The sequence below is a fragment of the Candidatus Methylacidithermus pantelleriae genome (assembly GCF_905250085.1).
In the GTDB taxonomy this organism is placed as follows: Bacteria; Verrucomicrobiota; Verrucomicrobiia; order Methylacidiphilales; family Methylacidiphilaceae; genus Methylacidithermus; species Methylacidithermus pantelleriae.
On record NZ_CAJNOB010000070.1, the window covers coordinates 1 to 14921 of the forward strand.

Genomic DNA, 14921 nt, shown 5'->3' on the forward strand with positions numbered 1-14921 from the left:
GGGGCACGTTCGATCTTCCAGCTGGTCCTGCTTCCTTGGGCAATAGCCCACCGACTCGCAGGGGACCACAGGAGGCAGTTCAGAGCTCTCTTCCTGGGCAGGGAAAAAAAGATGGTTGAGGTCTTCCACGTACACCTTCCGCAGGTAAAGCGGCCATTGGTCTGGGGGCACTTTGAGGTTGAGCCAACCAAAAGGGGTCGAGACGGAGGCGATTGCATCCGGAAGCTTGCGTTTGTCGAGGGAAAGGAGCCGGGGAGGGATGGGCGGGAGACTCTGGATTTCTCTTCGATAACGCATCCACCGGATTTCTTCGGCCAGTGAGGCAATGGTGGTAGCACTGAATTGACCTTGTCGAGGGTTGCTATGTCGAATTTCCGGTTGTTCTTTTTCCATACCTTTTAGGAATAGGTTGAAGAGTTCCCACACTGCTTGGGGTCTTGGCTTGCCCTCAGCCTAACCAAAGGCTGCCGTCCCACAGTGGCAAAAGGCAAGGGTTTGACAATCCTTTCCTTTTGGTCCCTCCGAGCGCTTCGTTGACAAGCCAAAACAACCTTTTGCGAAGGGGAAAAAGACTAGCCTCCCGGATGGGCCCGACGATAGGCACACAAAAGCAATGCTTCTTCTCGGGAAAGAACCCCTGTGAGAAAAAGTTCTGCTGCTTGGGTTGCTAAACTTTTGTAGCCTCGGCCTTCGTTGTGTGCCCGTAACTTCCAAGGAGGCGCGTTTTCTTCAATTAAGGCCAAAATTTCTCCGTCAATCGGAAAAAGTTCCATCAGGGGTATCCTCGCGGCTCTACCCGTTCCTCGGCAGGCAAGACAACCTGCTGACTCCGCCACCACAGGTTCAGGTATGGGGACGGGGGGAAAGAGAGCTAGATCGGAACGAGTCGCCGGGCGTGTTTTCTTGCAGTAAGGGCACAAGGGCGAAACCAAGCGCTGAGAAACCACAAGCTTAAGGGCGTATCCGGCTACGAGCCGGTCGATTCCGAAGCTCTGGACTAGCCGTTCGAGAACTCCGACCGCATCGGAAGCATGAATAGAGCTTAAGACAAGGTGACCCGTCAAGCTGGCATTAATAGCAATCTTTGCGCTTTCACTATCGCGGATCTCCCCTACCATAAGCACATCTGGGTCCTGCCGAACGACGGCTCGAAGGGCGCGCTCAAAGGTAATTCCTGCTTCTTCTCGGATTTCAATCTGCAGAGCGTCCGGAAAGTGTTTCTCGACTGGGTCCTCTACGGTAACGATCTTGCATCTGGGGGTAGAAAGCTGATGCAAAAGGGCGTAGAGCGTCGTTGTTTTTCCGCTTCCCGTGGGACCGGTAGACAGAAACATTCCTTCTCCCTGGGACAAAAACCACAGGAGGGTTCGCTGCTCCAGAGCGGCCAATTGCAGATCCGCAAGAGTCGGTACTCGGGCTGAAAAGATCCGGATGGCAACAGCTTCCTCCATACCTTTGGCGACGACAATGTTGTAACGCTGATCATATCGGACTCCTCGGTAGAGATGGCACCCACTGCCATCCTGAAGGATCCCTTTGGCGTCGGGAGCCATGTTCCCAAAAAGCTTAATGCGATCCAGAAGGACCGCGTACTGGCGCCGTGTGAGCGGCGCCTGTTCGTAGTAGTCCCCCTGAATTCGAAAGCGGACCCGTACAAAATCGACCTTGGGCTCGAGGGAGATATCACTTGCCCCCATGTCGAGGGCTCGATTGAGAAGGGCATCAAATAGGGTAATCCCGGCACGGTTCGTGTCCTCGAGATCGCAAATCGGCCAGTCGCGGACGTGAAGAGGATCTCCCCAGAAGATAGGGGAGCGAGGCTTTTGAGCATCGAATCTCTGGCGTAACTCCTCAAAATAGGAAGGAGGGCAAGCAAAGATGCGAATCTTGGCATTAAGCTTCTCCATCAACCGGTCCAGGAGCTCTTCCGAGAGTGCTTGAGGAGTAACGATCCAAGCATTGGTAGCACTCCGTCTCCAAAGAAGAGCTTCCATGTCCTCGCTTAAGGGGCCAGCCTGCCAGACGGATCCTCGTGGAACCACGGGTCGGCTTTCTGAGGCCATCCACAACTCTGAGACCAAATCAGTGGGCGCCGAGTAAAGTCCTGGTTCCAATCCCAGCGCCTCGGCCCATCGAGCCAGATCCTCTTGGTCCCAACCTGGATCGGCAAGCTGACCGCGTTCGATGGCGGCTACAAAGTTGGCGTAGTCTTGGGGGGCCAAAAGGACGATCCGTTTCGGTTGCCCCGGATAAAGGTAGGCAAGCTCCTTTTCCAGCTCCAAAAGAACAAAGGGATTCAGGATACCGAAGACCAAAACGGGGTTCTCCTGGAGAAGCAGAGCGTACCATTCCCGAGCCAGCCGTCGAGCGGCAGGTTCCAGGGCTTTGGGTGGAACGGGGTGGGTAGGGTCAACTGGGTACAAGACTGGCCACTCTTCCATCCCATGCGTAAACACTTCGGCCCAGCGATCCCATGGGAAGAGCCGACAATAAAGCACCAGGGACTCTTCCAAGCGCTGATCCGCGGTAGCGGTGGCCCAAGCTTTAAGAGTTTCGGTGAGTACGAGCCGGTGTTTAAGGAGAAAGGCTTCCAGAGCTTCGCTGGCACGGACTTGCGTAGCTTCCATCCGATCTCTGCTTGGAGGGTTCTCTTTCCCTCCTTCCCAATAGGGTGGAGGCGAATCGATCTGCTGTGCCCTTTGGGGCCAGCACATTTCACGGGTCCTCCTCATAAAAAGGGTGAGGGGAGCTGATCCTCAGCCTTATGTTAGGAAACACACCGCATCAAACCCGCTTGCCGAAACGACTGGCTGACGAGAACTATCCAGTCGAGAAGCCACCCGCGCTCCCAAGCTTCCTTCGGACGGTTTGGGAGTGGAAAGAGGATATCGCCGTCGTCAACAGCTGGCTTCTGGTATTGTGCTTCGCCCAAATGGTAGCACTCCTCCTGGTAGGAGGAGTGTTATGGTACAAGATTCACGAACCCACCCGAATTGTTCTCGATCTTCCCGGATATGTGGTCTGGCCCAAGTCCGACGTTTTTCGTCTCAGAGAAGATATGGTGGCCAACTTCCTGCGTGAGATCGGTAAAGCCCTCTATGAGGTTAACCCGGGCTCGTACAACATCATGGACGTAGGCTCGCGGGTCAGCCCCCATGTCGTTCGGGCGTTTCGGGATGTGTACGGACCACTGGCGGCTTCTGGTGATTCTCAGAGGATCGTATGGGATCTCCGTGAAATCCGTCGTTATGTGGACCCGAAACGGCCCAAATACTTAACGATCGCCGCCCGAGCCAACCGGGCTCGCTACCGAGTCCGCAACGGCCTTCCAGAAATCACCACGGAAGAGGTGATCCACCTTTTTTATTTAAGCGAAGTGATTCCCACTCCGGATAACCCGGTAGGCCTCCGGCTTGACGGCGTGCAGGAATATCGTGGACCGGAAGGAGAGAAGCTCTGGCAATTGACCGTTCCCGTGGCCGGTTCCGTGGACCCTTCGACCAAAGATTCGATTTTGCCACCGAAAAGTAGTTCAAGCGACTCATGAAAAGATTCTTGCCCACCTTTGTTCTATTGTCTTTTTGGCTCCTAGGCCTTCGGGCTTTGGGTCAAAATCCTTATCCAACGTTCCCGTATGGCTACGGTGATAATCCTTCCTCTCAGAATCCCAACCCCATTGTGGAAGAAGAGGCTCCCCCGGTTACCATCAATGGAAAGAAAGTCGAAGAACTGAGTGAAGAAGAGCTTTTGGAATTTCTTCAAAATAAAGTTCGAGACATTGAGCAAGACGATGGTCAAGTTGAGATCCTGAGGGTCGCACCCGGATATCCGTTGGTCCTTGCGTTTTCGGATCCAGTCCTTGGTTGGGAAGTCGGGGACCCCAAACTACTAGAAATTAGCCGGAAAAATTCGACTCTGGTGCTTCGCCCGATGGACCGTTCGGGCGATACAACACTTGTCGTGTTCTTTAGCGGGAACCGCACGCGCCCCTACCATGTTTTCGTCGAGGAGAGCTTTGCTACGGGGATGACGCTCCTGCGCGTTGCGCCCTTTGATTCCCTGGCCCACAAAATTATGTGGGCTTCTGGGCCCGATGGCCAGTACGGCGGGGTAGCAGATATCGCTCGTGTTATCCAGAACTACGATCTTTTGGTTCGGGAAAAGGCGCTCAGTCCCCGAGAAGTACATCGGATCCCCATTTTTAAGCATTCCGAACTGACCGGATTCGATTACTATTATGTGTACCGGTTTTCTTCGGGACCTATTGCCATCTCCTTTTCGTGGCGTAATCCTTTCCCCTATCGAGTCAGACTCGATGAATCAAGTCTCCGGGTCGCCATTGGAAATTCCCGATTCATTCCTGATTTCGTTTCCGTGAACCACGAAGTTCTTCCCCCTGGAAGGGCTACGAGCGGATTTCTCGTTCTTTTAGATCCACCTTTCCACCCAGCACAACCCTTTAAACTCGTTTGGAAAACGGAGTAGCCAATAAGAAACTATGTGGGATCGAAAGGGTTTGCTTCTTGCACTCGCCGGGCTGTTGGGGGTTGGAACTGTTTTTTTTCTTTTGCCTTTAATTCCCCTCAAAGATTTCTGCCGCCGGATCGTGACGGAAGCCTTTGTTACGTACCACCACATGGAGGTTTTGGGCAAAGGAAGTGTTTCGGCTAAAAAAACGGAGCCCCAACGCCCCACCAAACCCGCTAAGATCGAGAAGGTTTTGATCGAAAAGGGCAAAGAGACTCCCCTCTCGGGCGTGATCCCTCAAACCATGGCCCCCGAAGCTCCTCCTCCTAAACCTCCCGCTCCTCCGGTAGCTATTACTTCCCCCTCTTTTGGCAAAAAAATCGCACTTAACCCTGGGGATACTCCTTCGCCCGATCGCGAAGCCCCCGTTCCCAGAGGCCTTATGACTCAAACCCCTCTGGCGGAAGGGGGATCCTCTTCTCCCCAACACGTTGTGACGCGTTGGAAAGCCAAGCGATATCTCTTTCGAAACCTTTCGGATACCGCTTTAACAGGCACAACAGGAACGGAAGAAAAAGGCGATTTTTCATCGATTAACCCTCAAACCTTTGCGCCCAGGGGTGAAATGATCGAAGCGGCCCTGGTTAACTGTGCTTTTTCCTCCAATACTGAGATTGATGTTGTTGGTGCGGTCTGGCTTCCCTTTTATTTCCAGGGACATCTTCTTTTGGAACCCGGTTGCCGCCTGTTGGGAACCGCAAGCCGAGGCAAGCTGCGCGACCGAATGAGGGTCCGATTCGATCATATTATTTTAAAGGATGGCCGGTCCTTACCCATCGATGGTGTGGCCCTTCATACTGACGGAACCGAGGGTATTAAGGGGTATGTGATCAGTGAATGGGCCAAGCGTATCATTGCTCCGATGACCGCAGAGCTTGGACAGTCGTTTTTATACGCCCTTCAATACCAGAGCTATACGTATACGATGACCCCTCTCGGGCCCTACGGGGTCCCGAAGGATCAATCAATGACAGGGGCTTATCAATACGCTGGAACCTACGGTGGCATATCTGCGCTGCAAAAGATACAAGAGCTTTTGGTTGAAGATTTGGAAGAATATCGTCCATATGTGTTTGTACCGGCTGGAACGCGATTTCGTGTCTATCTGAGAAAGTATGTAGATGTTTCGCAAGCCGATTATGGAAAATAAAAATAAAAGGGAGGATATATGAATAACAGGTGCGTTACTTTTGCTTTCATCGTTGGAGGTACGATTATCTTTTGCGGTTGCTCAGGTAACCCAAGCCAGCGCATGGGCGCTCTTCCCGTCGATCCCGCGCTGATCCAAAACAGTTACGACTATACAAAACCATACGACGTTCAGGACAAAGGAAAGCCGGCTTACGTTTTGCCCGTAATCAATCACGGATGGGTGAAGGCTCAGGTAGACCCCAAGACGGGTCAATGGATTGGCGGGCACTACGTAGGGACGGTTGTGGAACAGGGTCATTGGGCAACCTTGGAAGAGGCTGAACTTTCCGGGCGACCCTACCTCAGAGCCGATAACGGGCAGGTGATCGTTCCCGATCCGGTCCAGAAAAATCCAGGCACCTCCGATGGAGGAGTAGAAATTGACCTGGTGACTCTCCGCGAGCGCGTGCAGAAGTTGGAAAAAAACATGTCAGAAGTTCTGCCGCCGGAAGAACTGCGCAGGGGTCTCGGAGAAACCGATATCCAGGCCAAACAGGATTCGATCCCGGAAAAGGCACTTCCGGGCATCGTTGTCGGAGATCCCTCAGAAGGAGCGGGTGTCCACCAGGCTGTGGGCAGCACGACACGGACTGTCTCCTTCGCCACGGTAGGGGAAGAGGAACCGAGGGGAACTCGAACAACCGAAGCTCATAGTATTTCTCCGCGTGCCACAGACCTAAAGTCTTTGGAGATCCCGGTCGGCAAGCCTGGAGAAAAGATGGCCGTTCGAGCGCCAGCCGGGGACTACTTGGTGGTGGAATTTGAACCGGACAAGAAGGTGCAAGTGACTTACCGGAACAAGACCATGCAAAAGCCGATTCCTCCCGGGAAGGACGTCCTTGTACTGACTCTTCCTGCTGATTAAAGAGTGTCCGGCACGGCGGTCCGGATAATTTGGCGTACGCATCATGCGTATTTGCGCCGGATACCGTTCCTAAAACCATAGCCAACCATTGGCCTATCTGGGAAGATCATCCGGGACGCTGGCCGAACAGCGCTGCTGAGGATTCGCGTGGCGAGGTTTCAGAGGCAAAGCTCGGGTAGCGGCCCATTCCCGCGTTCTCTGCGGCAGAGGCCCGGGAGGAAGCCATTGGCCTTCAACCGGAGATGCGCTGCATGCACCGCTTTGAGCCTATTCCCAAGCGCCGGCCAGATGGAGCATAGATGCTTCGTCCGATTGCTTGCGGGCAGGGCGAAGGTGACATGACCTGCGTCGCAGGTGGGCGCTACCGCCTCCCACACCCACGGCCGTTTAGACAGACCCAATCCTCTCGGAGCGAGAGCACGAGGCCGCCCCCCTGGCAAGAGCGGGTGCCACGACGACGCGCGTGATTGATCGCACCGATCACAGACGTGTCGGCCGGGTCGACTTCGATCACCTCGACTTCGGCACGAACAAAAGCCGACTTGAGCCATCACGATCGCCTTACCAATAGGCGAAGGAAGAGAGCAAGCAAGCTCGAACGGAACTTACCGACTCCAACTCGAGTTATCGCTTGCGAAGGTTCCATCGTTCGATCACCAGCGGCTTACCCGATTCAGCACGGGCCCGGGTGATCTCTTTGCACGCACCAGTAAAAATCTCTTTGGCCTGCTTCTCCCTTTTGCCAAGAAGATTCAGTCCGATCCGGCGGCGGATTCTTGCGAGATTGCCCAGGCGGCCGATTTTGCCCAAGGCGCGATGATCCTCGTTCGTGTCGATGCCGACACCTCCAGCAAGGCGGTGTGCCCCCAGAAAAGGAGTCCGCACCTCGACGCTTGGCAACCACCCGCTACCACTTTTCTATCCCGCACGAAGCGGTAGCTTAAGCGCCAATCCCTCCGCCTCCGGACCGGTGTATCGGTCTTGGGTTGTCGTGGTCACCATCCGGCTTGCGGAGAGCGCCTGAGGGATTACTTGCTCGCCGTAGGCGAGGCGGACGCGCTCGAGAACCAGGTATTGGCTTGGGCTCTCCCATCCGTCCGATGCAGGCTTCTTTTCTCGGGCTCGCGGAAAAGCTTTTCCGCGCTCCGGATCCCGCTCCTTAGCCTGATCAATGAGCTCGGGCCGCGGCTCGCCGATCGAAGCGATTTTTCCTTCACGCTCGGACCCGGAGGGCATGGAACTCTGGGACGGCCAAGCCGAACCGCGGCAGGAAGAATCGCGTAATTTTCTTCAGCGAAACACGAGCCCGCATCTTGCAGAAAAACCCACTGCGCTCGCCCGTAGAGCGCCGCATAGGTCTTAAGCAGCTCCCCCTGCTCGGCCGTCACCCGCAAACCGCGTCGGGTAAGCGAAAACACGGAGCTTCCTCATGCGATCGCTTCGAGCGCCTTCTTGGCGCGGTTTCGAGCAAATCTCTTCCGGTAAAGCCTAGCACACAAGGACACAAGGGTCTCATACAGATGGCACACCATATCGTCGATCATCCCATTCGGACCCACCACCAGGATAGATCGGCCCTGCGCGGTCCATGCCGCTTCCCGGTACTCGAAACCGATAGGGATCACTCGGTCGCGCTGCTCGACCAGGATGACGCCAACCTGTGGATCACACACCTGCCCAACAAGCCCCCTGCGATGGCCGTTCATCCCCGAGCCGACCTTCTTGACGGCCTTGACGATCCCCAACTCTTTGTTTGAGGGCCAACTCGGAAAACCCAAGCCACCTGTCTGTCTCAATCGGCTTTTGGATCGGCGCTCGCACACACGCGCATAAAGGGCCACGCTACCGGGTGGTGCCGCCTCCGCCTCCGTGTGCACGATTACTGTCCCGGGCGACAACTATTCTGCGGGAAGAGGCAAACGCCTCTGCTTCCCCATCCGCCAAGTCGTCTTGTAGCCAACACCCTGCCGCTGGGCCCGTCCAGCTAACTTGATCGGGATATAGTACGATCCAGAGCCTTACGTGCCCATACCCTTTTTAGCTGTCGGCACCCCTCAAAGGGGGAAACGCCCGAGCCAATGGGCAGTACGCTCTTATTCAGGTCGAACGGCTCGATCAAGGACGCGGCGCGTCGTGTGGTGCGCACGATGGTTTGATTCCTGCCTTCGGACCAAAAGAGATTATGCTTTCGAAGGATCCGGGTATAAAATTGCACCATCGTTTTCCTAGCACCTGAGTCCCATGATCCCGGACGAGAGGTGGCTTTCTCAGGGGCTTGTGACGTCGGCTCGATAGGCAAAAACGTTACAGCCGCTGCTTAAAAGATCGCGCTTGGCTAAGCCTCATCAAGTAGTGGTTTTTTTCGTGCCATGGTAAGCGACCGAGAGGTGTGGCTCGCTTGTCCGCAAGCTGGCAATCAAGAAAGGGATACAGCGGGACATTTCCGCCAAGGGTTGGCTGCGAAGCAAGTCCACCGGCTCCACCGGGCCACGGATTTTCTAGCGAAAAACTCCCGGGGAGGGGTAGGGACAGTTTAAGCTCTGGGCTTAGGCTTTTCCGTCGGCTAAGCAACGTCGTGCTTCGCTCGAGCTTGGGGTTTCTGTCCCACCCGAACCGCCGGTTTCTGGTCTTGAATATGACGAATTTCCTGCTCGGCTTTGGTAAGATCCAGGTCTAACCGTGTACACAGTTCACGGACGATCGCCGGAACGTCGGTCAGCGGCTCGGAGGCTAGTTTGGCCATAACCAGAAGATCTAGCAGCAGGGCAAGGAGGGTTTCCCTTCGCTTTTCGTTGGCAAAAGGATTCGGGTTTTCTTCCGGAGACCACTCAATTCGGTGACGAGCCAGGATGGTTTCGGAAATTTCACGCGGGAGAATACTGGTCGCACACCACACCAGTAAATCCTCGATCGGAACGTCGGCTCCGTTGGCAACCTTTTGTGCCGCTTCGTAGACGAGACTAGAAACCGACATCTGGATAAATTCCTTGTACTGGTTCTGTCTCTCCTGTTGGATTCGCTCTTCTTCCACCGCAGCCCATAGATCTTTTGCAAATTGATAGTTCCTGGACTTCAAGCAATACAGGGCCTCTCGCTTGAGGACCAGGGTATGGATCGTCCCCATCGGGCTTCGGGCAAGAAAGACACGAAGGCGCTTCTTTTTCTTTTTGTCGGGGTCTTTTACCAAATCTTCGGCCAGAAGAGTCGACCATAAGCGACCTTGAGGATCCCAGGAGCACTGCGTGTCTAGATCCGCATATTCCGAAGTCTTGCGGAGCCGGGTTGTCCCAGGGGAGAACTCACGAAACGATTCGTCTTCCGACAGGACTTCCATCCCCTCGGCTTCGGCTCGGGAACAACGGAGCTGCCAGTAAGCGTCTCGTTTTTTTGCAAAACACTCAGGATCCGTGCAGATCCACTCGTCGTCCGTCTCGGGATAGAGGTCCTTAGCATTCCCCACTCGCTTGGGACAAGCGACGCAGGAAGGTTCTCCGGGAACCAAGTCTTCGGAGTGAAGCGGGAAGCAAGCCTGTTTGAGTTTCAAGGTGAAATTGCTACGAACCCACAATTCGATTTTTTTGGAGTCCCAATCCTTCTGCAGGGCTTCCGCTGCCGCTTTCGCCCGAATATGTTCGACCGGGATGCGCGCAATCGTCCATCCTAATCGGGCTGTGATCTTGCCCGCGCGCACAGCGTTTTTTGCGGCCTCCGGCAACCGATTCAAAAGTAGCATTCTTGAGACATAGTCTCGATGTTTTCCGATGGTCTCGGCCACCTCTTTGATCAACAGTTTCCCCGTCTCCTGCAGCCGCTTGAGCGCTTCACTCTCTTCGATGGGATTGAGGCTTTCTCGCTGCACATTTTCCGCTATCTGAATCTTCAAGGCGTCTAAATCATCCACTTCCCGCACAATGGCAGGAACTTCCGTGGCGCCTAGCAGCTGAAGGGCTCGCCATCTTCGTTCCCCAGCGACAATCTCGTACTTCCCATCAGGCTTTTTCCGAACCACGATGGGCTGCTGGAGCCCGCAAGAACCGATACTTTTTGCCAGGTCTCGAATCGCTTGCGGATCCAGGGTCGTTCGAGGGTTCCATCCTGCCGGTTGCAAGACATTGATCGGAACTCGTTCTATGTCGGAAGCATCGAAAGCAGAAAAAGTCGGCTTTGTTTCCTTTTTCGTTTGCTTTCCTTTTAAGCTCATTGTTTCCCTCCAACCCTTTTTGCGCGTTTACGTTTTTTTCCTTCACCAGTTGATATCTGCCAGGATGATTCGGATGTTGCGCTGGAGACCGACCAACACTTCGTCCTTCACCCTGGCATGCTTTGCCCTGAGCCACCTCCTCCCCGCCCGTCATCGGAAAAGTCAGCTCTTTGGGGGGAAGAACACGACCGATCGGGAACAGGCCACCTCGCTTCCCCAGGGTTCCTGGGAAATCTCCCAGCGTGCTGTAACCAGGGGCAGGCGAGCCTGTGCTCGAATCTGGGGTTTGCAACCCAAGAAAGGAGACAGGCTGCCTGCTCCTTTCAACCCGTGCCGCAAGGTCATTCTTCCCGCGGCAAGCACCCTGCAAGAGCTCGATTCCCCCGTGTTCCATCCCACGCCAGCAAAAGTAGGATCTAAAAACCCATAAAGCAATAAGATTTTTTCTTTCTATTAGATTAAGAAATCTTTACATTTTCGATGATCTGCACATCATTTTTCAACGATCTAAAAAAGCAAATATCTCATAATCAAGACGTTATAAAAAATACCCCTAGGTTTCACACAAATGTCATATATTTGTAACATTTTTGTTACAAATTGGAGACTATGTAAGTAAGAATCGGCAGTGTTGGTGACTGTATCGATGGTTGTGTGTGCGCCGCCGCCGAGAAAAAGCCAAAAGATTCCGCCGAAGATCTTGCCTTTGCCTTATTTACACAGAAGCCGGGGAAGCTTTTTTCACATACCCAATTGGGAAAGGCCTATCGAACCCTTGAAACACTCCGTCCCGGTCTTTTTTCCCACCACGTGGGTCAGCTTTCCGATGGCTGTGTCCCGCTTCAAGTCAACCATCCCAAAGGGGAGGGGTGCGGCAACAAGTTCGAGAAAAATCCCAACGCGTTTTCAATGCGACGTGCCAACGAAACAGGACAGCTCTTATCTAGCGGAGGAGTTCAAAGCAGCCAGTCTCGGCAGGACCCTGCAGGAGAAAGCCACGCTTTGAAAAGCCAACGAAAGGGAGCCATTTGGGATCCAAGGCCGAAGAAGAAAGCACGGGACTTGAAGGCAGCCTATCTCTCCGGAACGATCGAAAGAGTGCTAGAGGAAAGGTCTTCTGGTGCGGCTGTGGATAGGCGAACACCTTTCCTTCCCGTCACTTGTCTGGCGGACGGCGGCACGGGCTCCAGCTACAGGAGTCCTGTGCCCCCGAGGGCGGGAATGTCTTTTTTGGTCGGGATAGCTCTATTGCCAAAGGAGGTGGAGAAAGTTTTTTCCGAGAAAGGTTTTTTCCCTTACCGCCTCTTTACCGAGCCTTTGGGCTTGAGGGGCATCTTTGAAGCGCTCTGCGTCGGGCAAACGGCACAAGCTTCTTAGCGTCTCTTTTTCAAGCTAGGTAGGGATCCTTCCCATGACAGAACGGGCAAGAAAGGGGGTCGAATCTCTTTTGCGCTGGCTCTGTCACATGGGCAGCTAAATCTTTTGGACCACCCTATTCCCACTGGAGGAGGTGAAACAATTCATGCGAGTTCAAGTGTACCCACGTCGGTTCCAAGGCGTCCAATGGCTTGCGGTCACCCTGATCATGGGATGCGTGATGCTCCCGTGGAAAAGAGCTTATGCTGGGCGGCCTGTTTCCGTAGACGCCTTTATCGGTCAGGCTGGGCAATGGGCAACCACGGTCCAGCAGGATTTGGATTGCATCCGAGGGGATGTTAACCAAATCGAGCAACACACCCAGGCAACCATGGGCCATACTGGAAGGCTTGAAGACATGGCACAAGGGACGAAAAACTCCTACGCCAAAATGGCTAAGATCAGCGAGCTTTCCAATCTTGCTGGGATGCTCCGGAGTGTACCCCTTTTTGGGAGTAACGGGATGAACGATCCCTTGCTGTGGGCGACCCTTTTTCTTTTGAGAAACGGAGGCCTGACAGGTAACGCCTTGGGTGTGCCTCCGAACGCTTTCACGCCTGGCGCATCACCAATTCCCGGAGGTTCTCCGGGCATCGTGGGAGGATCGTCACCCGGGAGCATGGGGATGATCAACCCCAATATGGTCGCGGGGAATATCTTGGGATATTCGGGGATGCCCATCGGACTGGAAGGCTTCCCACCACAGATTTTAACCCCCCTCAATTCCGACCAATTTGCCGCAGCTCAGCAGTTAGCCCAGAACTTCTCGCAAAGCCCACAGTATCCAGCAGTCTATAATGCGGCAATGAGTGAGCTCGGACAGCTAGCGGGGGGAGGACAACAGAATGTTCCTCTTCAGGGGGTTCAGATGGTGGCAGACGGGGCTTTTATCCGGCCGGTTGTACCCGAGGTTGATCCCACCTACATGGCGGTCATCTGGAGCCGTACCGGTACGGAAGTTGTGCTTTTCTGGGCCAACCAGGGTACAGGGGCTAACTATTCGCCGATTGGCGGGATGAACCCCTTTCTGGCTCCCAACTTGGGGAGTATCCTTGCGGGGCAGCAGACACTCTACCAAATTGGCAAAAGCGGAGGTAAGGGACCTTTGCCTATGTGGCTGGCCCCGTCCAGGGATGTGATTCTGACGGCCCTTCAGAAAGCCGTTCCCGGTCAAGCTCTCAACGTGCCCCTGCAGCAATGGCAACCGATGTCTTGGTGGAGAGCTCCGCTCTTAAGGCAGCTTGTCACGTTTGGAAGGCTGCAACGTGTGCAAGCCATTCAGAATGACGCCTGGCAAAATGCCGCAGGAACCCTTGTAACAGGTCTGACCACGCCTCATTGGGCTTCCTTCCGAACACAACTCCAGGCCAACACGGAAAGAATCGCCGAAGTGCGACTCCAGGAAATCGCCACTACCCAGATGCTTCGGTACTTGGTTGGAGATAATGGCCAACAGGGCTTGTTGGGTGCGTTGGAAAGCCTTTCGAAAGCGGCCAATGCATTGCGACAAAGCATGGAGGGAGATGCTGCTATTGGAGAGATCACCCTTTTGGTGCAAGACGTAGCCGCTGCCCACGCCCAGCAGCAGCAGTTTGCGCAGAATCTTTCCCATGAGCTTGAACAGTACCGGGACACTCTCCGTCAACTTCTTAGAGAAAGAAAAGAAATTTACGACTCAATGGTTCAACAAGCTGCCTTGGACGGTCAGAGCTTGGCTCACGCCATTCTCGACCAAATTCGAGCCATCCATGACTCTAACACTCAGGGTTCGGCAACAGATGGTGAGAATGGCAAGAACCTCTAAGGGGCCGGCTTCTCGGGTTTAGGAAATCTCACGCAAACACGAAGACCGCCAGGAGAGACATGCTCTCCCGGCGGTCTTTGTATTGGAAACAATCCGGAGAAAAAATCGGCCATCCCTGGCGTTGGTTTTTTTAACACTCCCTCGAAGCCCGTTACCACATAGAGAGAGCTGTGTCGGCGCTTCTCCCATAGCTTGGCTCAGCGGAAACGCCTCAACCAATAGCGCGCAAACGGTACGCCAAGAGAAAAGCAACCCTACGGTCAGGCTTACGAGGGGCTCCGCTCCAGCACAAATCCTTGGCCCAACGCAAAGCCACCACAGGGAAGGGAAGGTGGAAAACAGGCTTTTTCAAGAGCCGTGGGGGCGCCGGCATCCATGGGGAGTGTGCCTCATGCACAACTGAGAACTGGGCATGCAAAGAGCGCAAACCCAAAAGAACCAACCCCTTTCCAAAGGGAACCGCGAAATTCCCAAAGACCAGACTACATCCAAGCAGGCAGCCGGGTAAGCGAGCGTATACAAGCAAGCGAAGCGGCAAGGAATGAACAGGCAGAAGGGGGAGACGGCGGGAGTGTTGAAAGCGTAAGACAAAACACTTGCATAATCCACAAGGGCAAACAGGGAGTAGTCCAGAGAAGAACGTTGGGGAAAGGGTCGAAAACAAAGCCGATCGACATGGGAGAGAGAAGAAGCACCAAGGTTGAAAATTCTTTTTCCGAACAACCCGAAGCCGACGCCCCAGGCAGCCTATCCGACCTTCGGGTTCTCGAAGGTCGAAACCAGAAACTTCCCACCGCCAGGGATGGTTAAGGGAGCTTATCCGGATTGGCCTTGTCTGCCGGATGCCGTTCCTTTCTCCACGGGATAGCCGATTCTAAAAGCTAGGGGGAAACGAACTGCACGTCCAGTTTGAGGTT

Annotated in this window: 10 protein-coding genes and 1 pseudogene; 5 read left to right on the forward strand and 6 right to left on the reverse strand. The window is 54.4% G+C overall.

The annotated features are described in order from the left end of the window. Positions 1-393 (reverse strand): annotated as a pseudogene (locus KK925_RS10455) (hypothetical protein); the annotation flags it as partial. A 179-nt stretch (positions 394-572) separates the two neighbouring features. Then, complete coding sequence (locus tag KK925_RS10460) at positions 573-2627, reverse strand: GspE/PulE family protein (RefSeq protein ID WP_174582563.1); 2055 nt, start codon at positions 2625-2627, stop codon at positions 573-575. 137 nt (positions 2628-2764) lie between these two features. Here KK925_RS10460 and KK925_RS10465 point away from each other — a divergent pair, with 137 nt between their 5' ends. From KK925_RS10465 to KK925_RS10480, 4 genes are read left to right on the forward strand one after another with little or no spacing between them, the layout of a single operon-like run. Then, positions 2765-3547, forward strand: a complete 783-nt coding sequence (locus KK925_RS10465; RefSeq protein ID WP_174582564.1) for a hypothetical protein — start codon at positions 2765-2767, stop codon at positions 3545-3547. Next, on the forward strand, positions 3544-4485 hold the full coding sequence (locus tag KK925_RS10470; RefSeq protein ID WP_174582565.1) for a hypothetical protein: 942 nt from the start codon (positions 3544-3546) through the stop codon (positions 4483-4485). The genes KK925_RS10465 and KK925_RS10470 overlap by 4 nt, the downstream gene beginning before the upstream one ends. Positions 4486-4498: 13 nt before the next feature. Next, on the forward strand, positions 4499-5677 hold the full coding sequence (locus KK925_RS10475; protein ID WP_174582566.1) for a TrbI/VirB10 family protein: 1179 nt from the start codon (positions 4499-4501) through the stop codon (positions 5675-5677). Positions 5678-5695: 18 nt separating this feature from the next. Continuing rightward, positions 5696-6583, forward strand: a complete 888-nt coding sequence (locus tag KK925_RS10480; protein ID WP_174582567.1) for a hypothetical protein — start codon at positions 5696-5698, stop codon at positions 6581-6583. A 624-nt stretch (positions 6584-7207) separates the two neighbouring features. Here KK925_RS10480 and KK925_RS10485 read toward each other — a convergent pair. The 4 genes from KK925_RS10485 to KK925_RS10500 form a co-directional block, all read right to left on the reverse strand. After that, complete coding sequence (locus tag KK925_RS10485; protein WP_214096505.1) at positions 7208-7468, reverse strand: hypothetical protein; 261 nt, start codon at positions 7466-7468, stop codon at positions 7208-7210. A 33-nt stretch (positions 7469-7501) separates the two neighbouring features. Further along, a complete protein-coding gene (locus tag KK925_RS10490) occupies positions 7502-7819 on the reverse strand; it encodes a hypothetical protein (protein WP_174582569.1) in 318 nt (105 codons plus the stop codon). A gap of 191 nt (positions 7820-8010) precedes the next feature. Next, a complete protein-coding gene (locus KK925_RS10495) occupies positions 8011-8289 on the reverse strand; it encodes a hypothetical protein (RefSeq protein ID WP_214096506.1) in 279 nt (92 codons plus the stop codon). Positions 8290-9146: 857 nt separating this feature from the next. Continuing rightward, complete coding sequence (locus KK925_RS10500) at positions 9147-10784, reverse strand: ParB/RepB/Spo0J family partition protein (RefSeq protein WP_174582570.1); 1638 nt, start codon at positions 10782-10784, stop codon at positions 9147-9149. 1522 nt (positions 10785-12306) lie between these two features. Between KK925_RS10500 and KK925_RS10505 the strand changes: the two genes are divergently transcribed. Then, positions 12307-14004 carry a hypothetical protein gene (locus KK925_RS10505; RefSeq protein WP_214096507.1) on the forward strand — a complete coding sequence of 566 codons (1698 nt, stop codon included), beginning with the start codon at positions 12307-12309 and terminating at the stop codon, positions 14002-14004. Positions 14005-14921: the final 917 nt, after the last annotated feature.

Bases quoted from the DNA above. Each gene is read 5' to 3' on its own strand.
- KK925_RS10460 (WP_174582563.1), bottom strand. From the start codon at position 2,627: ATGGAAGCTACGCAAGTCCGTGCCAGCGAAGCTCTGGAAGCCTTTCTC.
- KK925_RS10465 (WP_174582564.1), top strand. From the start codon at position 2,765: ATGTTAGGAAACACACCGCATCAAACCCGCTTGCCGAAACGACTGGCT.
- KK925_RS10470 (WP_174582565.1), top strand. From the start codon at position 3,544: ATGAAAAGATTCTTGCCCACCTTTGTTCTATTGTCTTTTTGGCTCCTA.
- KK925_RS10475 (WP_174582566.1), top strand. From the start codon at position 4,499: ATGTGGGATCGAAAGGGTTTGCTTCTTGCACTCGCCGGGCTGTTGGGG.
- KK925_RS10480 (WP_174582567.1), top strand. From the start codon at position 5,696: ATGAATAACAGGTGCGTTACTTTTGCTTTCATCGTTGGAGGTACGATT.
- KK925_RS10490 (WP_174582569.1), bottom strand. From the start codon at position 7,819: ATGCCCTCCGGGTCCGAGCGTGAAGGAAAAATCGCTTCGATCGGCGAG.
- KK925_RS10495 (WP_214096506.1), bottom strand. From the start codon at position 8,289: ATGAACGGCCATCGCAGGGGGCTTGTTGGGCAGGTGTGTGATCCACAG.
- KK925_RS10500 (WP_174582570.1), bottom strand. From the start codon at position 10,784: ATGAGCTTAAAAGGAAAGCAAACGAAAAAGGAAACAAAGCCGACTTTT.
- KK925_RS10505 (WP_214096507.1), top strand. From the start codon at position 12,307: ATGCGAGTTCAAGTGTACCCACGTCGGTTCCAAGGCGTCCAATGGCTT.